The organism is Burkholderia ubonensis subsp. mesacidophila (assembly GCF_002097715.1).
GTDB classification, from domain to species: Bacteria; Pseudomonadota; Gammaproteobacteria; order Burkholderiales; family Burkholderiaceae; genus Burkholderia; species Burkholderia mesacidophila.
In genome coordinates this window covers 1,653,402-1,680,058 of record NZ_CP020737.1, presented here as the reverse complement: position 1 = coordinate 1,680,058, position 26,657 = coordinate 1,653,402, and the positions used below count along the sequence as shown (strand labels likewise).

21 protein-coding genes, 1 tRNA gene and 1 pseudogene are annotated in these 26,657 nt (G+C 67.0%); 4 read left to right on the top strand and 19 right to left on the bottom strand.

Annotated elements, in window-relative coordinates; translation table 11 throughout:
- Window positions 1-120 precede the first annotated feature (120 nt).
- Entirely contained in the window at window positions 121-2,580 is a 2,460-nt protein-coding gene (gene rnr, locus B7P44_RS07985) for a ribonuclease R (protein WP_084902594.1), read from the bottom strand.
- A gap of 244 nt (window positions 2,581-2,824) precedes the next feature.
- Here rnr and B7P44_RS07980 point away from each other — a divergent pair.
- Window positions 2,825-2,911 (top strand) — tRNA-Leu (locus B7P44_RS07980).
- A gap of 243 nt (window positions 2,912-3,154) precedes the next feature.
- On the opposite strand, the gene B7P44_RS07975 is transcribed toward B7P44_RS07980, so the two are convergent.
- From B7P44_RS07975 to B7P44_RS07965, 3 genes are all read right to left on the bottom strand, one after another.
- Window positions 3,155-3,700: a cytochrome b gene (locus B7P44_RS07975; protein WP_231716671.1), complete on the bottom strand. Its 546-nt coding sequence runs from the start codon at window positions 3,698-3,700 to the stop codon at window positions 3,155-3,157.
- Window positions 3,701-3,823: 123 nt separating this feature from the next.
- On the bottom strand, window positions 3,824-4,756 hold the full coding sequence (locus B7P44_RS07970) for a fimbrial protein (RefSeq protein WP_084902589.1): 933 nt from the start codon (window positions 4,754-4,756) through the stop codon (window positions 3,824-3,826).
- 18 nt (window positions 4,757-4,774) lie between these two features.
- Complete coding sequence (locus B7P44_RS07965; RefSeq protein ID WP_084902586.1) at window positions 4,775-5,365, bottom strand: fimbria/pilus outer membrane usher protein; 591 nt, start codon at window positions 5,363-5,365, stop codon at window positions 4,775-4,777.
- Between the two features lie 288 nt (window positions 5,366-5,653).
- Here B7P44_RS07965 and B7P44_RS37455 point away from each other — a divergent pair.
- Window positions 5,654-6,018: pseudogene (locus B7P44_RS37455) on the top strand (hypothetical protein); the annotation flags it as partial.
- Between the two features lie 27 nt (window positions 6,019-6,045).
- Here B7P44_RS37455 and B7P44_RS07955 read toward each other — a convergent pair.
- The 14 genes from B7P44_RS07955 to gbpA form a co-directional block, all read right to left on the bottom strand.
- The gene (locus B7P44_RS07955; protein WP_084902581.1) at window positions 6,046-6,729 is read right to left on the bottom strand and encodes a response regulator transcription factor; all 684 of its coding nucleotides are present in this window, start codon (window positions 6,727-6,729) and stop codon (window positions 6,046-6,048) included.
- A 13-nt stretch (window positions 6,730-6,742) separates the two neighbouring features.
- Window positions 6,743-7,282: a type II secretion system protein gene (locus B7P44_RS07950; RefSeq protein WP_084902579.1), complete on the bottom strand. Its 540-nt coding sequence runs from the start codon at window positions 7,280-7,282 to the stop codon at window positions 6,743-6,745.
- Entirely contained in the window at window positions 7,269-7,664 is a 396-nt protein-coding gene (locus B7P44_RS07945; protein WP_084902576.1) for a type II secretion system protein, read from the bottom strand. The genes B7P44_RS07950 and B7P44_RS07945 overlap by 14 nt, the downstream gene beginning before the upstream one ends.
- Complete coding sequence (locus B7P44_RS07940) at window positions 7,639-8,127, bottom strand: type II secretion system protein (RefSeq protein ID WP_084902573.1); 489 nt, start codon at window positions 8,125-8,127, stop codon at window positions 7,639-7,641. Before B7P44_RS07940 ends, B7P44_RS07945 begins: the two co-directional genes overlap by 26 nt.
- Window positions 8,124-10,544 (bottom strand): secretin GspD/PilQ domain-containing protein, encoded by a 2,421-nt coding sequence (locus B7P44_RS07935; protein WP_084906517.1) that lies wholly within the window; start codon window positions 10,542-10,544, stop codon window positions 8,124-8,126. The genes B7P44_RS07940 and B7P44_RS07935 overlap by 4 nt, the downstream gene beginning before the upstream one ends.
- A gap of 31 nt (window positions 10,545-10,575) precedes the next feature.
- Complete coding sequence (locus tag B7P44_RS07930) at window positions 10,576-11,064, bottom strand: hypothetical protein (RefSeq protein WP_084902569.1); 489 nt, start codon at window positions 11,062-11,064, stop codon at window positions 10,576-10,578.
- Complete coding sequence (locus B7P44_RS07925; RefSeq protein WP_084902566.1) at window positions 11,061-11,615, bottom strand: sulfite exporter TauE/SafE family protein; 555 nt, start codon at window positions 11,613-11,615, stop codon at window positions 11,061-11,063. Before B7P44_RS07925 ends, B7P44_RS07930 begins: the two co-directional genes overlap by 4 nt.
- Window positions 11,612-12,142 (bottom strand): hypothetical protein, encoded by a 531-nt coding sequence (locus tag B7P44_RS07920; protein WP_084902564.1) that lies wholly within the window; start codon window positions 12,140-12,142, stop codon window positions 11,612-11,614. Before B7P44_RS07920 ends, B7P44_RS07925 begins: the two co-directional genes overlap by 4 nt.
- A complete protein-coding gene (locus B7P44_RS07915) occupies window positions 12,139-12,897 on the bottom strand; it encodes a hypothetical protein (protein ID WP_231716670.1) in 759 nt (252 codons plus the stop codon). Before B7P44_RS07915 ends, B7P44_RS07920 begins: the two co-directional genes overlap by 4 nt.
- Complete coding sequence (locus B7P44_RS07910; RefSeq protein ID WP_084902561.1) at window positions 12,878-14,512, bottom strand: GspE/PulE family protein; 1,635 nt, start codon at window positions 14,510-14,512, stop codon at window positions 12,878-12,880. The genes B7P44_RS07915 and B7P44_RS07910 overlap by 20 nt, the downstream gene beginning before the upstream one ends.
- 45 nt (window positions 14,513-14,557) lie before the next feature.
- Window positions 14,558-15,742, bottom strand: coding sequence for a type II secretion system F family protein (locus B7P44_RS07905; protein WP_084906513.1), 1,185 nt, complete (start codon window positions 15,740-15,742; stop codon window positions 14,558-14,560).
- Between the two features lie 2 nt (window positions 15,743-15,744).
- Window positions 15,745-16,257 carry a lytic transglycosylase domain-containing protein gene (locus tag B7P44_RS07900; protein WP_084902558.1) on the bottom strand — a complete coding sequence of 171 codons (513 nt, stop codon included), beginning with the start codon at window positions 16,255-16,257 and terminating at the stop codon, window positions 15,745-15,747.
- Window positions 16,232-16,672 carry a type II secretion system major pseudopilin GspG gene (gene gspG / locus B7P44_RS07895; protein WP_084902556.1) on the bottom strand — a complete coding sequence of 147 codons (441 nt, stop codon included), beginning with the start codon at window positions 16,670-16,672 and terminating at the stop codon, window positions 16,232-16,234. Before gspG ends, B7P44_RS07900 begins: the two co-directional genes overlap by 26 nt.
- Before the next feature lie 297 nt (window positions 16,673-16,969).
- Entirely contained in the window at window positions 16,970-18,430 is a 1,461-nt protein-coding gene (gbpA, locus tag B7P44_RS07890) for an N-acetylglucosamine-binding protein GbpA (RefSeq protein WP_084902553.1), read from the bottom strand.
- A 321-nt stretch (window positions 18,431-18,751) separates the two neighbouring features.
- On the opposite strand from gbpA, the gene B7P44_RS07885 reads away from it, so the two are divergent.
- Entirely contained in the window at window positions 18,752-21,640 is a 2,889-nt protein-coding gene (locus tag B7P44_RS07885; protein WP_269148814.1) for a glycosyl hydrolase family 18 protein, read from the top strand.
- Window positions 21,641-22,175: 535 nt separating this feature from the next.
- On the opposite strand, the gene B7P44_RS07880 is transcribed toward B7P44_RS07885, so the two are convergent.
- On the bottom strand, window positions 22,176-24,455 hold the full coding sequence (locus tag B7P44_RS07880) for an ATP-binding protein (protein ID WP_231716669.1): 2,280 nt from the start codon (window positions 24,453-24,455) through the stop codon (window positions 22,176-22,178).
- Window positions 24,456-25,275: 820 nt separating this feature from the next.
- On the opposite strand from B7P44_RS07880, the gene B7P44_RS07875 reads away from it, so the two are divergent.
- Entirely contained in the window at window positions 25,276-26,655 is a 1,380-nt protein-coding gene (locus B7P44_RS07875; RefSeq protein ID WP_088511424.1) for an alkaline phosphatase family protein, read from the top strand.
- Window positions 26,656-26,657: the final 2 nt, after the last annotated feature.

Below are 26,657 nucleotides of genomic sequence, written 5' to 3'. Positions count from 1 at the left end.
GCCACGCAACGTGCGCGGCCGCAATCCATGGAAACGGAAAGCGCCGCGCGCCCGGCCCATGACCGGTCACACGGCGTCTTTCGATGCCGCGGGCGCGGCGCTCTCGCGCCGCCCCGTCGTTCAGTACTTCTTGCGGGCGCGCGCCTTCTTCGCGGCCGGCTTCGCCGGTGCGCCCTTCTTCTTCGCGGCGGTGCGCGCCGCCCGCACTTCCTTGACGGCCACGCTCGGCGCGCTCGCGGCCTTCTTGCCGCCGCGCACCGGCTCGTCGGCCGACGGCAGCGCACGCACGCGCGGGCCGCCGCGATCCGCGCCGGCGGCCACGGGCGCCGCCGCCGGACGCGGCGCCTTCACCGGCGTGTCGCGCACCAGCCGGAAATCGATCTTGCGCGCGTCGAGGTCGACGCGGCTCACCTGCACGCGCACCCGGTCCGACAGGCGATAGCGGATGCCAGTGCGCTCGCCGCGCAGCTCGTTCTTGATCTCGTCGTACTGGAAGTAGTCCGAGCCGAGCTCCGTGACGTGCACGAGCCCTTCGATGAACAGCGTGTCGAGCTGCACGAAGATGCCGAACGACGTGACGCCGTTCACCATCCCGCCGTATTCCTCGCCGAGCTTGTCGCGCATGAAGTAGCACTTGAGCCACGCCTCGACGTCGCGCGACGCTTCGTCCGCGCGTCGCTCGTTCGCCGAGCAGTGCAGCCCGAGCTCTTCCCAGATCGCGGTGTTCGTCGTGCGCGAGCGGTTGCGCGCCTCGTCGTCGGCCTGCTGCATCGCGCGGGCGCGCGGCGACAGCGCGGTGTTCAGCGCGACGCCGTCCGGCGCCTTCGGCACGTACTTCTTGCCGGACAGGATCGCGTAGATCGCGCGGTGCGTGAGCAGGTCCGGATAGCGGCGGATCGGGCTCGTGAAGTGCGCATAGGCTTCGTACGCGAGACCGAAGTGGCCGATGTTGTCCGGGCTATAGACCGCCTGCTGCATCGAGCGCAGCAGCATCGGCTGCAGCATCTGCGCATCGGGCCGGTCGCGGATATGCGCCATCAGCGCCGCGTAGTCGCTCGCGTGCGGCGTGTCGCCGCCGCCGAGCGTCAGCCCCATGCCGCGCAGGAACGCGCGCAGGTTCTCGAGCTTCTCCGCGGTCGGCCCCGCGTGCACGCGGTACAGGCCCGGGTGCTTGTTGCGCTTCAGGAAGTCGGCCGCGCACACGTTCGCGGCCAGCATGCATTCCTCGATCAGCCGGTGCGCGTCGTTGCGCTGGCGCGGCAGGATCTGCTCGATCTTGCCCTGCGTGTTGCAGACGATGTACGTCTCGGTCGTATCGAAGTCGATCGCGCCGCGCTTCTGGCGCGCGGCGAACAGCGCCTTGTAGACGCCGTACAGGTTCTGCAGGTGCGGCAGCAGCTCGGCGCGGCGCGCAGCCTCCGGCCCCTTCGTGTTCGCGAGCACCGCCGCGACTTCCGTGTACGTGAGGCGCGCGGCCGAATGGATCACGGCCGGATAGAACTGGTAGGCCTTGATCTCGCCGCGCGCGGTGATCACGATGTCGCACGCGAGCACGCAGCGATCGACCTGCGGATTCAGCGAGCACAGCCCGTTCGACAGCTTCTCCGGCAGCATCGGGATCACGCGGCGCGGGAAATACACCGACGTGCTGCGCTCGACCGCGTCGCCGTCGAGCCCGCTGCCCGGCTGCACGTAATGCGACACGTCGGCGATCGCGACGATCAGGCGGAAGCCGTCGCCACGGCCGACCTTGACCGGCTCGCAATAGACCGCATCGTCGAAGTCACGCGCGTCCTCGCCGTCGATCGTGACGAGCGGCACGTCGCGCAGGTCGACGCGGAACCGCAGGTCGGCGGGCCGCACCTTGTCCGGCAGCGCGGCTGCGTCGTCGAGCGCGGGCTGGCTGAATTCGTGCGGCACGCCGTACTTGCGCACCGCGATCTCGATCTCCATGCCGGGATCGTCGATGTCGCCGAGCACCTCGACCACGCGGCCGAGCGGCTGCGAATGACGGCTCGGAAAATCGGTCAGCTCGACGACGACGACCTGCCCGACCTTTGCCTTCTTCACGTTCTGCGTGATCAGGATGTCGTGGCCGATGCGCTTGTCTTCGGGCGCGACGATCAGCGCGCCGTTCTCGTTGAGCAGGCGGCCGATCACGCGCTTGTTCGCTCGCTCGGTGACCTCGACCACATGGCCTTCCGGCCGGCCGCGGCGGTCGTAGCCGACGATCCGCGCAAGCACGCGGTCGTTGTGCATCACCTTCTGCATCTCGCCGTTCGGCAGGAACAAGTCGTCCTGGCCGTCGTCGCGGATCACGAACCCGTAGCCGTCGCGATGGCCCTGCACGCGCCCGGCGACGAAGTTCGACGGATGGGTCAACTGGTAATGGCCGCGTTTGTCGAGCCGGATCTGGCCGTCGCGCTCCATCGCGGCGACGCGCCGGAAGAACCCTTCGCGCTCCTGGCGCTTGATCGACAGGGCCTCGGCGATGTCGTTCGCGGCGAGAGGCGCGTCGCTCGTACGCAGCACGCCGAGAATCTCTTCACGGCTCGGGATGGGGTACGGATATTTGCTCAAGGGCTTGTCGATGGTTGTTCTCGTTGCGATGGCTGATGGTGCGCGGCATCAATACGACCATGCCGATTTAGACATGTGTATATTGTTGGCGGCCATTCTAACACCCGGCTGTGTCACAAACGATGCGGACGCGCTGCGTTCGCGCGCCGGCCGGCGCGGTTCGATGCAATGCAAAAAAGTGTTGACACGATTAAATGGGGCGCTATAATTGCGTTCTTTCGCGATGCAGCACCAAGCGAAACGTGCCCAGGTGGCGGAATTGGTAGACGCACTAGGTTCAGGTCCTAGCGGTGGCAACACCGTGGAGGTTCGAGTCCTCTCCTGGGCACCATCTGTTTTTTGAAAGGCCGGCTATATGCCGGCCTTTTTCATTTCTGCGCCCGGGAAGCAAAGCGCCTGCGCGCTTGTGTGACCGAGCCCTCGCCTCGGCGCCATCCGCATACAAAAAAGGCCGGATATACGCCGGCCTGTTTTATTTCCGGCGTCCATCGCAGGCCGCTGAGTATCGTCGTGAGTCCGCACCAAAGTGGCGCATGCTCGGCAGCTCGACATCCGCCCTCCTCTCCGCGCCCCATCACAACATGCGCTTCAGCACGTCGTTCTTCGACACGAAATGGTGCTTGAGCGCCGCGGCCGCGTGTGCCGCCACCAGGAATGCCAGCGTATAGCAGCCGAACTTGTGGAGTTCGAACCAATGCTCAGTAACCGGGCCCGCGCTATACGGCGTCTTCACGTACCACATCCCGAACAGCCAGTAGCCGTCCGGCACCATCACGAAACCGCTGAACAGGACGAAAGCGACGAGCGCGTAAATCAGCGAGTGCACCAGATGCGCGATCGAGCGCTGTTGCCGGGGAATCGACTCGACATCAGGCGGCGTGCGGCGGAAGAACGACCATACGTAGCGCAGCGGAAACAGCACGATCAGGCAGCTCGCGAGCGACATGTTGAGCGTCGACACGAAACGCCAGAGATCCGGCTGCGTGATGAAGTGCAGCGAAAATCCGGCCGCCATCGTGTACAGGATCACGCCCGCGAAGATCCAGTGCAGCGCGCGGGAAAAGCGGTCGTATCGGCCGCCGCCTAATGTTTTGTTCTGCGAATTTGTTTGGGAAGCCACGTGAATGATTCATCCTTTATCGGTTGCCAGTTCATTGTTGCCATGGACAAGTGGATGAAATTATCGAGGTTGAATCCCGTGTTGATAACCATTCTCAACGATTTCAAAATACCCGGCGCGGCGTCAGCGCATCTCGATCAGGAACGTCATCACGCCGTCACCCGAACCCGCCGTCACACGTTCGCCGTGCTGGTAGTACTGCGCGGTAAACGGCAACGTGGTCGCCCCGACCGTCGCATCGCCGAGGCTGTTCCAGGTATTCAATGTGACCGGCACGTCGTTCTTCAGCACGCGAATGCCGACGCCCTGCGCGGCGTCGTCGCCGAGCAGCTTCAGCACGTCCGTCGTGCCCGGCACCGTCTCGCCGAGCAACTGGATCGACAGCGGCGTCGGCCGCGCCTCGCCGTACGGGCTGCAGGTCAGGTCGATCGCGAAATCGCGCGACGCCTGGGTCGAGCCCGGACCGTCGAAGGCCGACGCCGGCACGGCGCCGAGCGGCACGACGAGATGCTTCGAGGCCGTATTGACGGTACACGCCACGCCCCGCACATAGCTGCTCGTCATGTGCTTGCGCACCACGTAGTGGCTGGGATCGCCGCTCACGGGCGACGCCTCGACGATCAGCGCCTGGCCTAGCAGAAAGCCGGGCGTCACCGGCCCGATCTTGACGAGCTCCATGTCGACCGCGAACTCGCGCGCCGTGCCGTCGCCCGGATGCGTTCCGAGCACGCCTTCCGTCTTGTTGCCGAGATCCTCGCCGTCGCGCACCATCCGCAGCGCGAGGCCGGGGAGATTGGTCGCCCACAGGTTCATGCCCGGCGCGGGGCCGAACTCGCTCGAATAGTGCAACGTCCGCGCCAGCGGCTCACCCTGGCCGTTCGGCGCGCAAGTGATGGTCAACGTGAACCGGAACGACCGGACGACTCCGTCGGGCGCGATCGAACCGAACTCGATCGGATTGAAATCTTCGGGCAGGCTCAGGCACGCGGCAAACGCGGGCGCCGCGCAGAACGTCAGCGCGACGAACGCCGCCCAGCAGCGCAGGCTGCACGACAAATCGGAATATCGAGGGTTTCATGATCGGGATGAAGTGGGTGAAGAAGCGTCGGCCCCCAGCGCAGGATGCATGCGCGAGCAGACGACCTCGAGTTCGGGGAAATTGCGATGCGCGGTCGACTCGCCCATGTCGTACGACAGCGCGCAGCGCTCGTCCGGACGCGCGCCCCAGCGCACGAGCAGGTCGCCGGCACGGTCGACACCCGTGACGAAGCCCTGACCGTTCGGGCCGACCATGCCGACCTCCTTGCCGTTCGTCGTCAGCACGGCGGCGCCGAACGGCACCGGCTTGCCCGCGTCGTCGGCCATGTCGAGCATCAGGCGCCCCGCCTCGACCTCGAACTGCGCCAGCACGACCGCACCGCGCGTCGGCACGACATGCACGATCGCGTTGCGAATCTCGAGCTGGCGATCGAGCTCCGCCGTCCGCAATGCGATGCGGTTCTGCCGGTATGGCGTGACATGCGGCACGACCGCGTAACCCGCGTGGTCGGTGCGCACGCCGGCGTGCGCCACCACGCCCACGCCGGCCGCGCGCTCGCTGCGCACGAGTGCGACGGTTTCGCCGAGCGGTTGCGACAACGTCACGCCGCTGCCGTGCACGAGCACGCCGCCCGCCGCGCTGACCGAGGTCTGCGAACCGCTGCGCGAATGCCGCCATCAGGGCGACCAACAGGAGAGGTTTTTGGTACTGTTTCATCGAATGTCCGGGGAGAAAAATAAGGATCTCCGCTGCCGATCCCGGCCAGCGGAACAACGAACCCGTCGAGTTCACAGGGATTATTCCGGCTCGGCCGCCGCGGCCAAACCAATGTGAAGAGATCCTCAACGCTCGCCCGGCAGACAGATGCGGCCCGACGCGGCACCGACCGTCTACGTGTCTCTGCCGGAGTTCCGGTCGGCGGGCCCGCCGACGCGACGCGCGACCGCACGATCGTCGACCCGCGCTTCATGCGCCATCAGCGCTACATGCACGAACGCGACCTCGCGCCGGCATGGCCGAACGCGCCACTCGAACCGGTGGCGGCAAACGACAGGCGGGAACAGGTGCATGAATGGATCGCGGCATGCGCCGCCGCGCGTCACGGCAGCCTCGCGAAAGCGCATCGTTTCGATGCTCAAGGACGGGTGAAGGTCAGCGAGCTGACGCGGCGCGTCGCAACCGCCTCGCTGGAACCGGGGATGGAAAGCGGCGACGTCGATCTCGTCTTCCGGAGATCGGCTCGCCGCGCGGGATCGCGCCGCGCCTGCAGCGCGTCGGCGCCGGCTGCAATCCGGAGGGCGACCGATCAGGTCCGCTCGAGTCGATACCCGTAGTTGTAGACCGTCGTGATCACGAGGCCGTTCTTCGGCCGCAGCCCGAGACTCGAACGCAACTTGCTCACATAGGTGGCGAGCGTCGCGTCGTATTTCCGATCGACCACGCCCCAGATGCGCTTGATCATCATGTCCTTCGACACGATCCGCCCGACGCTCTCGAACAGCATCAGCGCGAGATCGAACTCGCGCTGCGACAGTTCGACCGGCGCGCCGTCCACGGTCGCGGCATGCGCGCCCACGTCGAGCGCGAACTTGCCGACCTCGACGATCTTCACGCGCTGCGTCTCCGGGTAGTACTTGCGCGCCTGCGCATTCACGCGCGCGACCAGCTCGCGCTCCCGCAGCGGCTTGATCAGATAGTCGTCGGCGCCGCTGTTGAGACCGAACACGATGTCGTTCTCGCCGTCGTGCTGCGTCGTCATGATGATCGGCAGCGCGTCGGCGAACGCTTCGCGCGCCCAGCGCATCACGTCGATCCCCGACTTGCCGGGCACGTCCCAGTCGAGCAGCAGCACGTCGACGCGCTGCGTGCGCACCAGTTCGATGAAGCTGTCGCCGTCGTGCCGCACCTCCGTGTCGTAGCCCGCCTTGTTGAGCCAGCCGGCCACGACGCCCGCCTGGGTCACGATGTCTTCGAGTATTGCGACGATCATGTTCGTTCCGATCTCAGTATGCCGCCCCGTCTCCGGGCCCGTTCGCCGCTCCGTCGACCGGAGCGGGCGGCAGGTAAACAAAAGCCCATTCGCTGTACGCGCCGCTGTCGCCGAACGCGTCATACCGGGCAGGAAAGCCCTGGCGCTTCAGCGGCTGCCCCGGCGCCTCGCTGAACACGCCCATGATGCCGCCGTCCGGCGCCTTCACGAGCCCCCACTGCGTCGACCCGGTCAGCGGATCGGCGTACAGGCGCCGCAAGTGACGCAGCGTCGGCAGCCCGCGGCGATCGTCGAGCAGTGCCTCGAGCGACGCCGGATAGCGGCCGCCTCCCGCCGCATTGTAGTAGCCTGCGATCGCCGCGCGAAACTGGTCGCCGACGAACAGCAGTTGCGCCTCGCGGTCGCGCTGCTGGACCGTCGTCCAGATCCGCGCCGCCTGCGTCATGCCGAGCCCCAGCGCCGCGACGAGCATCAGCACGCCGAGATACGCGACGCCGCGCTGCCGGCGCGGGCCGCACCGCGGGTCGCCGCGCCGCCGATTACCACGTCGCATAGGTGCTCCCGTCGAGCGCGCGCCCTTTCGCGCCGCTCCTCACGTCCGCGATGCCACCCGTCTCGCCGGCCTGCGGCTGCCACGAGCCGCGCTTGCCCGTGACCGGGTCGAGCGGCAGCTCGCGCAGGTAGCGCTTCTCGACCAGCGCATCGAGCGTGCCGGGATCGCGGCCGTGATCCGCCCGGTAGTCGTCGATCGATTGGCGCAGCGTGTTCAGATTGTGACGCAGCACCGTTTCCTTCGCGCGATCGCTCTGCTTCAGGTAGCCGGGCGCGACGAACGCGGTGAGCGCCGCGATGATCGCCATCACGACGAGCAGCTCGATCAGCGTAAAGCCGGCGGCGCGGCGCGCGCGTCTACCACTGGTTGTACGGGACGCCATTGAGGCCCTCCTTGCGGTTGGTCGAGCGGACGTCGAACACGTCCTCGCCGGACGAGAACGAATCGGGATCGCTCGCGTAGCTGCGCGTTTCCCAGGTGTCTTCGGGTGCCTTGCCGTCGCATTCGCACATCGGATCGGCGGGAATCTTGCGCAAGAAGTACAGCCGCGCGCCGTCCGGCGACTTCTTGTCCTCGACGCCGTCGACGAGCGCGCGCAGGTCGGGCGGATAGCCGCTCGCGTCGACGCTGCGCTCGATCCGCCCGTCGCTCGCCGCCTCCTTGTACGCGTCGAGTGCCGAGCGGATCACCACGAGCGCGCGGCGCAGCTCGGTCTCGTCCGCGCGACGCTTGACGAGATCGGTCAACGGCAGCGCGACGGTCGCGAGCAACGCGAGCAGCGACATCGCCACCATCAGCTCGATCAGCGTGAAACCGCGCGCGCGGGCGCGTCGACGGACGCTCATGCGAAGCCCCGCGCGCGCGACAGCAGCACCGGCGCGTCGGCATACAACGGCGCCGGCTCGCGTTCGCCCGCGAAGCGATCGACGAACGCCTGAAGCGTGCCGATCAGCGAGCGCACCGCGGCGGCGACGCGGTGCTCGCCGCGTGCCTGCGCAGCGGCGGCCGGCGCGCGCGCCGCCGTCGCCTGCGCCGCCGTCACCGGCGCCTCGGCACGCGCGACCGCGGCCAGTTGCGCAATCCGCGGCGCCGTGCCGACGTCGCCCGCGCGATCCAGCTCGATTCGCGCGGCGGCGATTTCCGCCCGCAGGCCGGCAGCCATCGCCGGCGTGGCAAGCGCCCGCGTCACCTCCCCTCGCGGCGGCGCCGCACGACGATTCGCCACGACGGCGCCGGCCGGAACGACCTCGGCGACCTTGATTGCCGCAGCCGGCTGCCGCACTGCCTCCGCACGCGTACGCATCATCCCCGCGCCACGCACGCCGCGCTCGACTGCCGGGCTCGCCGCCTCACCCTGCCGGGCCTCCTCGGACGCTTGCGGTTCCGCTTCAGCCGGCTCGGCCGTTTCAGGCTCCGCGGCCGCGCGGTTGCCCGCGGGCGTCGACGGCTCGATCGGCGCGTCCAGATCCGGGCCGTCCGACGACGACGGGCGCGCCGGCACGGCCTGCGCGGACTCGAGCGTCAGCGCTTCGGTGGTCACGCGCGACTCGGTGCCCGACAGGAAGGTCGTCACCGCCGACATCGGCAGGTCGAGATTGCGCTCGATATGCGGCGTGATCAGCAGCACGATCTCCGAACGCTCGTTGCTGCGGCCGTTCGAGCCGAACAGCCGGCCGATCACCGGCAAGCCCGATACGCCCGGCAGCCCCGCAATGCTGTCGCTTTCATTACGCTTGACGAGGCCGGCGAGGATCTGCGTTTCGCCGTTCTTCGCGGTCATCAGCGTCTCCGCGTTGCGCGTGCCGAGCGAATAGGCGACCAGCCCGGTCTTCGTGGTTTCCTTCGACAGGATGCTGCTGACCTCCATGTTCACCTTGACGCTCACCTCCTCGTTCAGGCTGATGCGCGGTTCGACCTTCAGCATCAGGCCCACGTCCTGGTAGCTGACCGATTCGGTCACGACGCCGTTCGCGTTGGTGGTCGTGACGATCGGCACGCGCTCGCCGATCTTGATGTTCGCCTTCTCCATGTTGCGCACGCGGATCTTCGGATTCGCGAGCGTCTTGGTCTTGCCCTGCTTCTGCAGCAGATCGATCGCGAGCGCGAGGCCGCCCGATTCGCTCGACACGCCGACGCGGTCGCGATTCAGCCGCAGCAGGTCGCCGAGCGTCAGCGCACCGCCTTCCACGCCGCCGAGCGCGCTGAACTGGACCTTGCCCGGATACTGGACGCCGAGATCGAGGCTGTCGCTCATTTTGACCTCGAGCACCTGCACGTCGAGCGTCACTTCGGATTGCGGAATGTCGAGCCCCATCACGACGCGCTCCGCGACCTGGATCGTCTCCGGCGTGTCGCGCATGACGACCGCGTTCACGCGCTCGTCCACGTAGACGTCCTTCGGCTTGATCATCTGGCGCAGCGCGGCCATCACCGACTTCGCGTCCGCGTGCGACAGGAAGAACGTGCGGATCGCGAACTCCGTGTAGTTGCGTGCCTTTTCGGGCTGCGACGGGTAGACGAGCAGCGTGTGCTTGTCGAGCACCTTCTTCTCGAGCTGGTTGGTGCGCAGCAGCAGGTTGATCGCGTCTTCGGCGGTCGTGCGCTCCGCGAACAGCGTCGCGGCCTGGCTGGTGTCCACGTCGCGGTCGAACACGAAGTTCACGCCGGACACGCGCGAGATCACGTCGAAGATGCTGGCCAGCGGCTGCTGCTTGAAGTTGAGCGACACCGGCTTGCGCAGCGCGTCGGACAGCTGCGGGCGCACCGCGCGGCTGGCCTGCGATTGACGCAGCATCGTGTCGCGCACGCGCTTCGCTTCCGCGTGGTTCGGCTGCTCGGCGAGGATGCGCCGCGCGATCTCGAGCGCCTCCTGCGGTTTCTCGCCGCCGATGCGCTGCGCGCGCGCGAGATCGACCGCCATCTGCTGGCGGCGCTTGACCTGCTCGAGCGTCTGGCTGGCCTTCAGGTTGCCCGGATCCTCGGCCAGCGCGTTGTCCAGGTGATCGATCGCGGCCGCATGGTTGCCCTGTGCGACCTGGCGGTCGGCTTCCTTCAGCTCCGCACGCACATACTCCTGCCGGCTGAATTCGACGGCGGTCGTGAGCGCGATGTCGTCAGGCGCGGCCTCCTTCTGCTGCTGCAGCGTGCCGAGTCGTTCGGCGGGCGTCGCGGCGGCGTCGGGCGCGGCGTTGAACGGCGTACTCGCGCATCCTGTCAGCGCAAGCGCCGAGATCAGGAGCAAAAGACTGACTTTACGTTTCATGATGGTGTTCGGCACATGTTGAATTCGGGGTTCATCGGGTCGGGACGGGCGGCGACAGCTCGACATCGGTGCTGTCCCGGGTCACGATCACCGTGCCCTGTTCGCCCAGTTTTTTCAGCCGGTAGCCTTCGGCGATCTCGTCGCCCGGCAGCACGGCGTCACGTACGCCGCAGCGCGATCCGCACAGCAGGAACGTCCTGCCCATCCCTTCCAGCACGACGATGCGCTGGTTGCGCGGGTCACTCTGGCGCCATTCGCCGACGATGTCGAACGGCACCGCCGCAACCGGCGGCGCGTCGATCGGCGTGTCGAGCGACGGTGGTTCGGGTTCGGGCTCCGCGACCGGCGGCGCCGGGTTGTCGGGCGCCGGCTCCGCGCCGAGCGATGCCCAGCTCTGCGCCGGAAACACGTCGACGATCGGCGCCTGGCCGGCGCCCTCCTGCGCAACGCTGCCGCCCGCGACGCAGGCGGCGGCCAGCGCGAGCGCGGCCGCAAACGGGATCAAAGGCGCGCGCATCATGTGTCCGGCCCCAGCAGGCTGACCCGCAGATCGGCGCTCACGTTGGCGCTGTCGATCCGGTCGCGCTCGATCGACACGCCTTCGATGCGCACCATCGGCTGGTCCGCGATCTCGCGCATCGCTTCGCGCAGCCCGACATAGCTGCCGCTCAGCGCCATGCTGATCGTGAGCCGGCGCAGCTTGCCCTTCAACTCGACTTCACGCCGATAAGTCGCGTGCTTGCGATCCATGCCGCGCTGCGACAGGATTTGGAAAACCGAGTACGCCTGCTCGCTGCTGCGCAACTGCTGTACCTGCTGCAGCGTCATGCCGCCATCGCCGGCCTTCTTGTCCGGCTTCGGCAGCGCGGCCAGTTCCTGCGTGCGCGCGTCGCGCTCGGCCTCGAGATGCTCGCCGTCCGGCTGCAGGTAGAGCGCGTGCACGCCGATCAGCGCCACGACCAGTCCGCCCGCCAGCAGCCCCGGCACGCCGAGCTTGCGGGTCGCCGCATAGGCGCCCCAGCGCAGCCGCGCGGCAAGGGCCGTCAGGTCGATTGCTTTCAGGTTCGTCATGGGTGTTCGATACTCAGGCTGAAGTGAAAGATGTTCTTGCCGTCCTCCGCTTTCGTGCGGTGCTGCAGCAGGCCGATCTTGCGATCCGGGTGACGGTCGTTCAGGCGGTCGACGAAGATGTAGATGTGCGACAGGTCCGCCGCGCCGCCTTCGATGCGCGCCTCGCGGCCGGCCTTGTCGACCGTCAGCGACTTCAGCGCGATCTGCGGCGTCCACGCATGCTCGATCCAGTCGACCACCGACAGCCCCGAGCCTGTCGCACTCGTCTTCTGCTCGGCGAGCACGCGTTCGATGCGGCGCTGCTCCGGCGTCATGTTCTTCTGCCGGCGCTGCTCGCGCTCGATCGCGCGCTTGCGCTGGTCGATGCGGCTTTCGATGCCATCGACCTCGTCGCGCAGCTGGTCGACGCGCGACCACTCGCTCGCGGCGAACGCGCCGGTCAGCAACGCGCAGCACAATGCGACAGCCGCCCACGGCGTGACGCGCGCGCGCGGCGCCGCGAAATCCAGTTCGTTCAGACGTTTCATGCCGGTTCCCCCGGCTCGCGCACGGGCACGTCATCCAGGCCGCCGTCGAGCAGCGTGACGCCTTCCGCGGCCGGCAGCGCCCCATCGAGCGCACTCGCGAAGGCCGCGCCGGCAAGCGGCTGCCCGGCCATCAGCGCCGCCGCGGCGAACCAGTCGTCGAGCCGCCGGTCGCCAGCACGCGGCAGCGTGACCATGTCGGCCCACTCGCCGGCGCGGCGAAACACGCAGGTGACGACGCGCGGCTGCAGCAGCGCGTAGCGATAGTCGTCGCCGCTCAGGCGGCCCGCGTGCAGGTCGAGCGAGGCCGACAGCGCATCGCGCACGCTGACGAGCCGCCAGCCGGCCGCGCGGCTCACTGCCGCGAGCGACGCGAGCAACGTGTCGCAGGCCGCCACCGCCAGGCGCGCGCGGCCGCGCGGCCCGGCCTCGATACGGATCTGCAGCGCACCGCGCTGCGCGCGGGCGGCGAACAGCGCGCGCGCATAGCCGTCCCAGGCGGCGTCCGACACCAGCCCGTCCTGCCACGGCAGCACGACGCCATGCGTCCACGGATGCCCGGCGACAACATGCACGCGGTTGCACATCGGCAGGCGCGCCTTCGGCAGGCCGCCCAGCACCTGCGCCAGCGCTTCGCCGGGCAGGCCCGCGTGCGCGACGACGGCGTGCGGCGCCCCCGCGCGCCAGCCGTGGCCCGTCCACACGCGCAGCGTGTCGGCGTCGAGCACCGCGACGACGTTATTCCACGGCGATCGCACGTTGCACCTCCTGGAATGTCGTCAGCCGCGCGCGAATCGCCGCCAGCCCCGCTTCGCGCATCGACTGATAGTCGGCGTTGTCCGCGAGCGCCTGCGCACGCTTCTCGATCGAACGCTCGAGCAACGCGGCCTTCATCGCCGCGTCGAGCGTCAGCACTTCCGCGAGCCCGATCCGGCCGTGGTAGCCGGTGCCGCGGCACGTCTCGCAGCCCGCGCCGGGCATGACCACGCGCTTCAGTTCGTCGAGCGACGCGTCGCGCAGGTCGGCGCCGTCCGCCGCCGTGCCGCCGCAACGCGCGCAGATCCGCCGCACCAGGCGCTGCGATACGACGCCGTTCAGCGCTTCGAGAAACGTCGACGGCTCGACGCCCATGTAGATGAAGCGGTCGATCACGCTGAACCCGTCGTTCGCATGGACGGTCGACAGCACGCGGTGGCCGGTAAGCGCCGATTGCACGGCGATCGACGCGGTCTCCTCGTCGCGGATCTCGCCGACCATGACCGTGTCCGGGTCGTGTCGCAGGATCGAGCGCAGCCCGCGCGCGAACGTGAGCCCCTTGCGCTCGTTGACCGGAATCTGCAGCACGCCCTTCAGCTCGTATTCGACCGGGTCCTCGATCGTGATGATCTTGTCATCGCCCGTGTTGACTTCCGACAGCACCGCGTACAGCGTCGTCGACTTGCCGCTGCCGGTCGGCCCCGTCACGAGCATCAGCCCGTACGGGCGATGCGCGAGCGAACGCACGCGCCGCGCCGTCTGCGCATCGAAGCCGAGCACGTCGAGGCTCACGCTGTCGCCGCGCTGCGACTTGTCCAGCACGCGCATCACCACGTTTTCGCCGTAGGTGCCGGGAATGATCGACACTCGGAAATCGATCTCGCGGCCCTGCATCACGACCTTGAAACGGCCGTCCTGCGGCACGCGCTTCTCCGCGATGTCGAGCGCGGCGAGCACCTTGAGACGCGACATCGTCTGCGCGGCCGCCTCGAGCCCCGGAATGTGACGGATCGACTGCAGCACGCCGTCGATCCGGTAGCGGATCGACAGGCCGTCCGGCACCGCTTCGAGATGGATATCGCTGGCGCGGCTCTGCAGCGCGTCATAGAGCGTCGTGTTGACGAGCCGGATGATCGGGCTTTCGTCCTTCGCGATGCTCGCGAGCGAGATCGACTCGATTGCCTGCGCGAGCGAATCGCCCTGCGTATCGATCGTCACGTCGTCCATCAGCCGCTCGTTCGACTCGATGTCGCCGAGCAGCCGCTCGACTTCGCCCCGCACGCTCATGGCCAGTTCGACCGGCCGCGCGCCGAAGCGCGCGAGCAGCTCGTCGCGCACATGGCGGGCGAACGGATCGGCAACGACCACGCACGGTGCGCCGTCGAGCTCGACCGGCAGCACGCGCCAGGTCAGCGCGTCGTGCAGCGGCAGCAGGTCGAAGCGCGTCGGCGCCGCACGCAGCGCATCCGCGTCGACCGCGCCGATGCCGAGGCAGGCGGCCGCTTCCGCGAGCCGCGTCGCATCGGCGCCCAGCAGGCCGTCGACGTATTGCGCGAAGCCGACGCCCGATGCCTCGGATTCCGACTGCCAGCGTTGAACGATGTGTTCCGTATTCATTGAGTTTTCTCCAGTTGGACAGCCGGATCGCGAATGCCTGGATCGCTATCCGACGCTGCCGGCCAATTCGAAAATCGGCATGTAGAGCAGCAGGACCACCGCGCCGACTGTCGCGCCCACCGCAAGCATCAGCACCGGTTCGAACACCTTGCTCAGCATCTCGATGGCGCGATCGAGCGCGCCGTCGTGAAACTGCGCAATGTGCTCGCACATCCCGCCGAGGTCGCCGCTCTGTTCGCCCACGCGCAACAGCCGCTCGGCGACCGACGTCGTCAGCGCATGCGCGGCGAGCACGGCCGCAACCGGACGGCCCGCGCGCATTTCGGTCAGCGCCGCCGCGAGCCGCGCGCGAAAGTGCTCGGGAAGCACCTTGCCGGACAGCTCCAGCGCGACGATCGCCGGGGTGCCGCCCGCGATCAGCAGGCCGACGGTCCGGTAGAACCGCGTGAGCGCGAACAGCGCGCAGATGTCGCGCACTTTCGGCGCGCGCCACATCAGGCGCTGCGCGGCACGCTTGAAGGCCGCCGAGCGGATCGCCAGCGCCGCGCCGGCGAACGACGCCGCGACCGCGAGCCCGACCGCCATCCCGTTCTCGCGCAGCAGGGTCGCCCACCAGAGCATCGCCTGGGCCGTCGCCGGCAGCGTGGCGAGCGACTCGAACACCACCGCGAAACGCGGAATCACGAAGAACGCCATGAACAGCAGGATCGCGATGCCGACGCCGATCACGACGGCCGGATAGATCAGCGCCCCGGTGACGCGCTTGCGAACCTGTTCGATTCGCACTTCGTATTGCTGATAACGCTTGAGGACAACCGGCAACTGGCCGCTGCCCTCCGATGATTCGATCGTCGCGACGAGCAGCGGCGGAAAAATGGCCGGCTGCTGCGCGAGTGCCTTCGACAACGGCTGCCCCTCGACCATCACCGCGAGAATCCGGTCGATCACGTGTTTCGCGTCCTTGCCCGAATCCGCCTTGTCGCGCAGTGCTTCGAGCGCCTCGATCAGCACGAGGCCCGCGTCGAGCAGCGTCGACAGTTCCTGCAGGAACAGCGCCAGCGCGAACTTCGGCGCCGCCCGGCGGCGCCCGAAGCGGGCAGCGCGCCGGACCTCGAGCACGACACCGCCCTTCTGCGCGAACCGCGCGCGCACTTCCGTCTCGCTTGCTGCCTCGACCGCCTGCTGCGTGACCTTGCCGTCGGCGAGCACGCGTACCCGAAATGCCTCCATCGCTACCTCCGCCATTCATCGAGCATCGCGAGGCTCGCGTCGCGATCGCTCGTCAACGCGCGGTACTCGCGCCAGACCTTGGTCGCGTAAGCCTTGCGTGCGGGCTCGCGTTTCGTCGACGACCCGGCGTTATACGCGCCGACCGCGTTCCAGGTGTAGCCGTGCCGGTCGATGAATCCCGCGAGAATCGATGCGCCGGTGTCGATCGACGTGCAGGGTTCGTCGATCAGCCGCTTGTGCGTCACGCCGACCTTGACGAGACGCGGCAGATGCGAACTGTTGATCTGCATCAGCCCGATGTCGTAGGTGCCGTTCCGGTTCCGGTTTATCGCGCGCGGATTCAGCGCGGATTCCACCTTCGCGATCGCGACCAGCAGCAACGGATCGATGCCATGCCGATCGCCCGCCCGGGTCCAGCAATCCTTGGCCGCGGCGCCGGATGCGCAGGTGGCGAACAGCGCCACCGCCGCGATCCAGCGGCGCAGACCCTTACATGCCGTAGACGAGGTCCGCATCGATGCCGCTCCCGCCAACACGACCGTCCCGCCCGAGCGACACGATCTCCGCCTCGCCTTCGCGGCCCGGCACGTTCCACTGGTACGCGCGGCCCCAGCCGTCCTTCGGCACGGCCTTCGCGAGATACGGGCCGTTCCAGCCGTCGCTGCGTTGCGGCTGCGCGACCAGCGCATCGAGCCCTTCGTCGGCCGTCGGATAACGCCCCGTGTCGAGCCGGAATTGCGTGACCGCGTCGCCCAGCGTCTTCATCTGCGCTTCCGTCGACTTGACCTTTGCCTTGTCGACCTGCGAAAACAGCTTCGGACCGACATAGCCGGCCAGGAGCGCGATGATCAGCAGCACGACCAGCAGCTCGAGCAGCGTAAAACCCTGCTGGCCGCGGCGCTTCGTCCATTTCCGATAATTCTGTTTCACGTCGTTTTCCCTCTGTAGAGATCCCGGCGCGGCGTCGCGGCCGGGGGCCGTCGTGTTGCAGACGGCAGGTGAATGAGGCGCTTTCGGGGATGCTGGTTCGATTGAAGGAAAGCGCTGATCGATGACGTCATTTTCCGGGGGGGAGGAAAACGCCACCACTTTCATCAACGAAATATCAACGAAGGTTTCAATCGGTCGATTCGCGCTCGCGCCGCAAATAAAAGAGCCGCACGCATTGCTGCGTGCGGCTCGCCTCAGCGCCTATTCAGGTCCGTTTTCAGGTCCGCTTTCAGGTCGTTACTTGCTGCAAGCGCCGAGGTCCTTCCACACCTTGCCGGTATGGTCGGCGCCCGTCGATGCCGGATTGCCCGGGACCTCGTTCTGGGTCCACCAGCGCGCCTCGTACGTGCTGCCGCCGTGCTGCACCTTCGCGCCGCCCGTGTAGGCCGTGCCCTGCTTCCATGCGGTCTGGCACTGCGCGCCTTCGCCGCCGCCCGATTCGCCGGTCAGCTTGAACGTGGTGGTTTCCTGCTTCAGCGTGCCGCCGTCGATCTGCGAGGTCGCCACGGCCGTATGGTTGCCCGCCTTCGCGTTCGCGATATCGACGTTCACGTCGCCCTGCATGCGCATCGTCGACGACTTCGAGCCGACCAGCGAGTTCGACGCGTCGTAGACCTTCACGGTGACGTTCGTGTCCTTCGCATGGTTGAACTTCAGGAAGAACTTCGCGGTCGCCTTGCCGTTCTGGATCTTGAACTCGCCGTTGTTCGAGATGCTGAAGCCTTCGTCGATGCCGCCTTCCGGCTGGTGATCGATCGTCGTTTCGGTGCGCACGATGCCGCTGGTGCTCTTCGAGAACACATCGTTCTTGCCGAGCGCCGGCTCGATGCGGCCGTCGCGCTCGACGCCGGCGATCAGGTTCGCCGCCTGCGTGCGGTTGATTTCCTTCGCGAGCAGCATCGGCCACATGTTGCGTTCGCCCTGCTGCGCCGAACCGATCGTCACCGTGGTCTTCATCGACGGCACTTCGCCGCCCGACTTGAACACGCGGTTCGTGACCTTGTCGCCGGTCTTCAGGTCCATCGTCGGCGCGATGCTGCCGACCGTCGACCAGTTCGGCTTGCCCGGATCGACCGGGCCGCCGGCGTCGGTGATGTTCAGGTCGGCGACGTTGTAGAACATGCCGGCCGTATCGCCGACGTGCCACGTCGTCAGCATCACGTGATGGCCCTTCTTGTCCGACGGAATCGTGCAGCCGTGCGGGCCGATCTCGTCGGCTTTCTTCATCCCGCCGTCGACCGTGCAGAACGGCGTCAGGTCGAACTGCTCACGCGTGAGCTTCGCGTTCGGATTCCAGCCCTGCTTCGTCAGGTAGTACTTGAATTCCTTCGTCACGTGCGGCGCGGTGAACGTCCACTTGAACTTCTGCGCACCCGGCTTGATGTCGGTGATCTTCCAGCGATCGACGGACTGCTCGTTGAGTTCGCTGAACTGCGTCACGCCGCCGCTCGCGATCTCGCCATCCGGCGCGCCGGCTGCCGGGAAGCCCTGCTTGCCTTCGACGCTTTGCGGTTCATAGGCGACCGAACCGCAGTTGAAGTTTTCGATCTTGCCCGACTTCGCGCTGCACAGCAGGTTGCGCGACGGCGGCTCCGACAGGTAGCCATGGGCAAATGCGGCTTGCGCGAAGAACATCGACGCGCAGGCCACGAGCGGCGACAGGGTGAAGAGGGTCTTTTTCGCTGTTCGGGTTCTCATCTGATTCCGTTTGGTTGAGAGTTGAATGGTGGTTGCCTCGTTAGGCGAATCGCGAGCGACCGCCGGAATTTGCGTGACGCATGTTCTGCTGACGAAACGCTGAGTGCAGTATCGTCAGGCGCCGCGCATCGGCGTACCTTCCTAAACAATCTCTCAAAGATGCGTCGCGCTCCCCGTACGACGCCTGCTTTTACGCACACCGTGTTCACACGGCCCGCGTTTAGATTGCATTGAGATTCGTTGCCGCCATTCCGCCCAGGAAAAAGAATGTGCTCGCTTCCCCGGTACTCTTTTTCAACACAAGGATGGATGGCTATCAAATTGAAATCGCATAAACGCACTCCCAACATCGTGATCCGCCGCCGCTCGCTACGTCGTGCGCACGTTGCCTATGCCGCACTCGCGGCGGCCAGCGCACTGAGCTTCGCGAACGCCGCATTGGCCGCGCCGGGAAAACCCAGCCTGAAGCAGTACGAAATCACGTCGCAGCCGCACGGCTTCGTCGAGATCGACATGCAGAAGGCAGGCGTCGCGCCGTACAAGGACATCGTCAAGCTGAACAAGAAGGTCGACGTGCCGCTGCCGTTCGACATCTGGAGCAACGGCACCGCCGTGAAGGCGGTCGCGGTGGTCAACGGCGTCGTCGATCCCGCGTCCGAGGTCAGGATGACGCCCGGCGGCACGCAAAGCAGCCAGGTGATCGCGAACGTGAAGACGCCCGGCGTGAAGAAGATGCAGGTGCGCGTGATCGACGCCAACGGCGCGTGGACCGACAGCGCGCCGCTCGACGTGGTCGTGTTCGACACGATTCCCGAGCTCGCGGACGACCTGCCGAACAACGCAAGCAAGACCAACAAACCGTATGCGAACACGTCCGGTTCGGTGGTCGGCACGTACTTCGCGAGCTGGTCGATCTACGACCGCAAGTTCAACGTCGACAACGTGCCGGTCGAGAACCTCACGCACATGCTGTACGGCTTCATCCCGATCTGCGGCGGCGCGGACGTGAACGCATCGCTCGCGAAGGACCTGCCGGGCTCGTTCAACACGCTGGTGCAAAGCTGCAAGGGCCTGCCCGATTACAGCGTCGCGATCCACGACACCTATGGCGAGATGGCCAAGACGTTGCCGGGCCAGACCGCGAATTCGAAGCTCAAGGGCGTGCTCGGCCAGATGATGGCCGCGAAGAAGCGCAACCCGAACCTGAAGATCCTGCCGTCGATCGGCGGCTGGACGCTGTCCGACCCGTTCTTCCAGATGCACGATCAGGCGAAGCGCAAGGTGTTCGTCGATTCGACCGAGCAACTGCTGCGCACGTGGAAGTTCTTCGACGGCGTCGACATCGACTGGGAATTCCCGGGCGGCAAGGGCGTGAACCCGTCGCTCGGCGATCCGGTGAAGGACGGCCCGCTGTACGTGACGCTGATGAAGGAACTGCGTCAGATGCTCGACAAGCTGTCGCAGGAAACCGGCAGGACCTACGAGCTGACGTCGGCGATCGGCGCGGGCAAGGACAAGATCGACGTGGTGAACTACAAGGAAGCCACGAAGTACATGGACTACATCTTCGACATGACGTACGACTACTACGGTGCGTTCAGTCTGACGGAGCTGGGTCATCAAACCGCGCTGTACGCGCCGAACTGGAAGCCGGACACCGCGTACACGACGGACAACTCGATCGCTGCGCTTCTCGAGCAGGGCGTCGATCCGAAGAAGCTCGTCGTCGGCGCGGCGGCGTATGCCCGCGGCTGGAACGGCGTGCACGGCTATGCCGACGGCAATCCGTTCACCGGCACGGCGACGGGGCCGCACAAGGGCCAGTGGGAACCGGGCATCCTCGACTACAAGAAACTCAAGTCGGAGATGATCGGGCCGAACAACGCCGGCATCAACGGCTACGAATATCACTATGACCAGACGGCCGAAGCGCCATACGTCTTCAACAAGAGCACCGGCGAACTCCTCACGTTCGACGACGAGCGTTCGGTCCTCGCGAAGGGCGACTACGTGCGCGCGCATCAACTGGGCGGCCTGTTCTCGTGGGAAATCGACGCGGACAACGGCGACATCCTGAATGCGATGCACAAGGGCCTCGGCCACGGCGACGAAGGCGGCGGCGGTGCGGAGAACCATCCGCCGGTCGCGAACGCGGGCGCCGACATGACGGTCACCGGGCCGCAGACGGTGACGCTCGACGCGTCGAAGTCGCGCGATCCCGACGGCGAAAAGCTCAGCTTCAAGTGGGAACAGGTCGGCGGCGATCCGCTGAAGCTCGCCAATGCGACGAGCGCGAAGGCGAGCGTCGACGTTCCGTCGGTCAAGCAGGACACGAAGTACACGTTCCGCGTGACGGTCACCGACCCGGCCGGCCTGAAGGATACGGCGCAGGTCGTCGTAACCGCGCAGGCGGAGGCGACGGTCGAGCCGCCGCCTGCGGAAAACCGTCCGCCGGTCGCGCACCTCGGCGGCCCGGCAACGGTGGAAGCCGGCCAGGCCGTGACGCTGTCGGCCGAGAAATCGACCGACCCGGACGGCGACAAGCTGAGCTTCAAGTGGAACGTCCCGACCGGCATCAACGCGACGCCGAACGGCGCGACGCTGAGCTTCACCGCGCCCGAACTCGCGAAGGACCAGTCGTTCACGTTCTCGGTCACGGTCAGCGACGGCAAGCTGTCGAGCACCGCGAAGCACGCGGTCCTCGTGAAGGCCAAGGATGCGGGCGGCGGCGGCGGCGAAGGCGGCGGCGGCAACGGCGGCGGCGAAGGCGGCAAATACCCGGCGTACAAGGCCGGCACGCAGTACAACGCCGGCGACATCGTGTCGAACCTCGGCAAGCTGTACCAGTGCAAGCCGTTCCCGAACAGCGGCTGGTGCTCGGGCGCGCCGACGGCGTACGAACCCGGCAAGGGCTTCGCGTGGAACGACGCATGGACGCTCTACGGTGACGGCGAAGGCGGCAACGGTGGCGGCGAAGGCGGCGGCAACGGCGGTAACGGCGGTGGCGAAGGTGGCGGCAACGGCGGCGGCACTCACCCGCAGTACAAGGAAGGTACGAAGTACAACGCCGGCGACGTCGTCTCCAACAACGGCAAGCTGTACCGCTGCAAGCCGTTCCCGTACACCAACTGGTGCTCGATGGCGGCGTGGGCTTACGAGCCGGGCAAGGGCACCGCATGGGACCAGGCATGGGAGGAGCACAAGGAGTAAGCCGAACAACCTGCCAGGTCCGGCCGGCGGCGCTGTCGCGGCGCCCCGGCCGATGTGAAACCCGCGTCTCCTTATGCACAACGGCTGATGCCGGTATCGCCCTCGCCTCGTGCGAGGGCGTTTTCGTTTACGGCGCGGACGCCGACGATGTGTGTCCGTGCCGGCATCTACACGCCGCCGAGCCTGCATGCGAACGCGCCAAACGATGCGCTCGATCACCGGCAAGCCCGGGCCGGCGAGCCGTCGCCACATCGCCGCAGGCACGAATCCCGCGCGTCGTCACGTGCAACGCGCCAACGCCGCTATCGGCCTTGCATCAATTTCGCCCTGCCCCGCGTTCGAACGGCGCAAACGCCGCGCCCTTCGACGACCTGTCCGGCCCCGGCGTCCGCCGTGTCGTGACGAGCGCCGCGCCCGAACGCAAAAAGGCCGGACCCCGTGCCATACAGGCCCCGGCCTTCCATCAACCCGGTTTCGATCCCTGCCCGACTTCAACGAAACGCGCGCCCGCGCCGCCGTTCCGGCCCTCCTCCGGTCACGCGTCGTCGAGCAATTCCGCAGCGGTTCTCGGCAAACGCACGGTGAAGCGGCTGCCCTGCCCCGGCGTCGACGTCACGTCGACCGATCCGCCGTGGCGCTCGATCACCGCCTTCACGAACGGCAGCCCGAGGCCGACCCCGCGACTCGCGTCGCGATACATGCCGTCGACCTGAAAGAACGGCTCGAACAGCCGCGGCATCGCGTCGGCCGGGATGCCGATCCCCTGGTCCTGCACCGCCACCGCAACCTGCCGGTCGTCGGCGTCGATCCACACGTCGACGGCCGTCTCCTCGGCCGAGTACTTGATCGCGTTGTCGAGCAGGTTCGTCAACGCGCGCAACAGCATGTCGCGATTGCCGAGCACGAACACGTCGTCGCCGTCGTAATGCGGGCCCTCGACGCGGATTCGCTTCCCGTTCGCACTGTGCCAGATCTGATCGACCGCTTCCGTCGCCAGATCGTTCGCCGACACCGGCACGTAAGCGCGCGTGTCCAGATGCTCGGCGCGCGACAACTGCGTGAAATCCTGCGCGACGCGCAAGCTGTAGTCGACGAGCTTGTGCAGGTCGGCCAGGAAATCCTCGTCGGTCGTGCCGTCGGCCTGGTTGCGCTCCTCGAGCAGCGACAGCACCGTCGACAGCGGGTTGCGCAGGTCGTGCGCCATGTGCCGCAGCGTCAGCCGGTCGCTTTCGACCGCGGCCTTGATGTTGTGGATATCGACGAGGCAGATCATGCTCGCGGTCGAACTGTGCCGGTCGCCATCGCCGAACGGCGTCACCATCATCATCTGCGTGCGCCCGTTCAGCGCCAGCTCGGCCGAGTGAATCTTGCCGGTCGCCTTCGCGGTCAGCACTTCGTCGCGCACGATCGACAGCACGCGCCGCACCGCCGCGTCGCCGTCGGCGTCGGCGTCGAGCGTCTCCAGCATCGCCCGGCCGCGCGCATTGCACATCAGCATCTTGCCGTGCTGTTCGACGAAGATCGGATAAGGCAGCGTCTCGATCATGTCGACATAGGCCGTCTGCCACGCGCGAATCCGCTGCATCGCGATCTCGACTTCGTCCGCGGCATCGGCGTCCGCCGCGTGCGGCAAGCCGACGAACGCATGCTTGCCGGCAAGCCCGCGCAGCATTCCGTATTCGTTCAGCAGGAACGTCCGCAAGCTGGCGGCGCGCCGCCAGCCGCAAACCGCGAAAATCAATACGCATACGGCGAGCAACGGCCCGAGCGGCGCCCAGTATGACCAATGCACGAGCAGCACGCATTCGGCGGCGACGAACGCGGCCAGCCACCCGATCGCGAATGCGTACATGCGCCAGCCCGGCACCAGCATGCAGATCAGCAGCATCCCCGTCGCGACCGCGATGCTGACGACGGCCTGGACCGCCGTCGACTCGCGCCACAGGATGTGACCGTGGAGCAGCGCCTGCGTCACCAGCGCATCGACCTCGACGCGCCGCAGCCGTCCGCCCTCCGACGTCGACAGGTCGTACACACCGGACAGATCCGACATCGTGTCGCCGATGAAGACGATGCGGTCGCGCCACGCCGACTCGGGAATGCGCCCCTTCAGCACGTCGACGTACGAATAGCGATCGAGGTCGAAGCGTGCCGGCAAGAACAGCGCGAGCGAGCGCGCTTCGACGTGCCCCAGCCTGGACACGTGATCCTGCACGTGAAGGCGCACGTCGCCGGCCGGCAGCGGCGCGCCCGCGACGCGAATCGCCTGCAGCGCGACATGCGGCAGCTCGTCGTCCGAATTGTCCGCCCGGACGTACGGCACGATGCCCTGCACCAGATGGTCGCTGCCGAGCACGATGCTGCGCTGGCCGACGGCCGCCGCCGCGTCGCGCAACTGCGGCGCGGGCAGCAGCACGGCGTCGGCGCGCGTGCCCTCCGGTGACACGTGGGCGGGCAGCACGACGCGCCCTTGCCGCGCGATCGCGGCCGCGAGCGCATCGTCGCCGCGCGCCGAGCTGAACATCGTCATGTCGAGCACGACGCCCGATGCGCCGCCGAGACGATCGAGCACCTGCGCATGGGACGTACGTGCATAGCTCGCGCCGCCGCCCAGTTCGGCGATCGTCTTCTTGTCGATCGAGATGACGACGACATCGTCGCGCTCGCCATAATCGACGCCGGTTGCAACCAGATTCCAGTACAGACGGTCGAGCGGCGACAGCAGCGTCTCAGCGGAAGGCGTACAGCTGAGCACCGCCAGCAACGCAACGCCGGCCGTGAGCGGCCATGCGGCAGGCCCCACGGATGTGGCCATTCTCCAGACTCGATTGAGCCAGTCAGGCATGGGGTGGCATTCCTCACTATTGTTTTATTCACCCGAGTTCGATGCGTCCGCATACTTCCTGAATTGTTGCGGCGATGGGCCGCTTTCTGCGTCGCACACGCGATTCTGCCACGCTACTGCCGCTCAGGCGGGCTCGGGTCCTTCAACACACAACCGCGCCGCATTCGGCCGTCGGTTACCAGACCGACATGTTGCTCGAACAACTTTGATTTTTTTCGGGTGACGGATTCAATTACCCCTTGTCCCATACAAATTCAAAGCACTTTAGTACTTGTCTTAGTACCTCACCATTCAGCGCGCTGTCGATGATGACGCGCCGACGCGGACGGCCGAGTCTGGCGACAAGGGATTCTGCCGTCAGGCGCCGTCGTGAAATCCCGACGACCGGCTGGTCTGTCGATGCTCGGCAGCAGCCACACTCGCCTCAACCACGACGCACGGCGGGCAACCTGCGACGCACCCACCGCCCCTCCCCTCAACGTCACGACGATGTCAAGCCGCCTCACCCGCGATGCATTCGACCAACCCCTCTAATTCAACAACCCCCTTTCATTTGCATACCAAATCAATTTCAACCGGACGCGCCGGCGCTTACACCTCTCCGGCACTGCCACGTCGCACCGTCGCACGGGCTTACAGCACCAAGTGAGCGTACAGCGCGACCCGCGCACGGCACGCCTTTCCGCCGACGAATCCGCTACATCGGTCTGTCACAAATGCTGCCGATACTCCGGCCCGATCGCGCGCCAACCCCGCTTTCATCGACCCACTGGCCGCCCGGAGAATAAACGTGTCCCGCTTCAATCGCCCATTCAGCCCACATCGTCGCCGCCTGCTGCAAGGCGGCGTCGCGCTCACCGCCACCGCCACGCTCGGCGCGTGCGGCGGCACGAGCGACGGCAGCAGCACCGCCGCCGCGAGCGCCCTCGCCGCGCAGAGCGCCGCACGGCCGACCCTGCCATTGCCGTCCACGACCGGCATCGACCACGTCGTACTCGTCGTGATGGAAAACCGCTCGTTCGACCACTACCTCGGCTGGGTGCCGGGCGCGAACGGCCGTCAGGCCGGACTGCAGTTCAAGGATGCGTTCGGCCAGACCCAAAGCTCGTTCCCGCTCGCGACGACCCCGGGCTATGGCTACCAGGCATGCAGCAAGGCCGACCCGGACCACAGCTACGACGGCGGACGCATCCAGCTCGACGGCGGCAAGATGGACGGCTGGCTGATGACGCCGGACACCAGCAAGACGCAAGGCGACCTGTTCCCGATCGGCTATTACACGGCGGCCGACCTGCCGTTCTTCGCCGGTTGCGCGCAGAACTGGACGATCTGCGACAGCTATCACTGCGGGATTCTCGCGGAGACCTATCCGAACCGCCTCTACCTGATGTCCGGCGAAACGGACCGGCTCGTCAACGATTCCACGATCTGCCAGCTCCCGACGATCTTCGACCGCTTCAACGCGAAAGGCATTCCGTCGACGTACTACTACAGCGACGTGCCGTTCACCGCGCTCTACGGCGCGCGCAACCTCGGCAATTCCCAGCCGTTCGCCGCATTTCTGGCGGAAGCGGCCGCAGGCGCGCTGCCCGCGTTCTCGATGATCGATCCGCGCTTCGCCGGCGAATCGCAGGGCCTGTCCGGCGACGACCACCCGGTGTCCGACATCCGCAACGGCCAGGCCTTCCTCGACACGATCTACACGGCGGTTCGCACGAGCCCCGCATGGAGCCGCACGCTGCTGATCGTGACCTACGACGAGTGGGGCGGCTTCTTCGATCACGTGCCGCCGTTCAAGCGGCCGGTCTCGTACGCCGAATCCGAGCTCGGCAACGACGGCTTGCTCGGCTTTCGCGTGCCGCTCGTGCTGATCGGGCCGCGTGCGAAACGCGGCGCGATCAGCAGTTGGGCATTCGATCCGAGCTCGATCCACCAATTCCTGATGTGGCGCTTCGGGCTCGACCCGCTCGGCGTGCGCAGCACCGCGAGCGATACGAACAACCTCGCGTACGCGCTCGACTTCACGTCGCCACTCGATACGAGCGGGCCGCTGTTCGACGTGCCGCCCGGGCCGTTCGGCGGCGCCTGCCTGGGCGCCGTCACGAGCGGCATTCCCGGCATCGACCAGCTCGCGACGCTGGCCGCGTCGCTCGGCTTTCCCAAACCTTGACG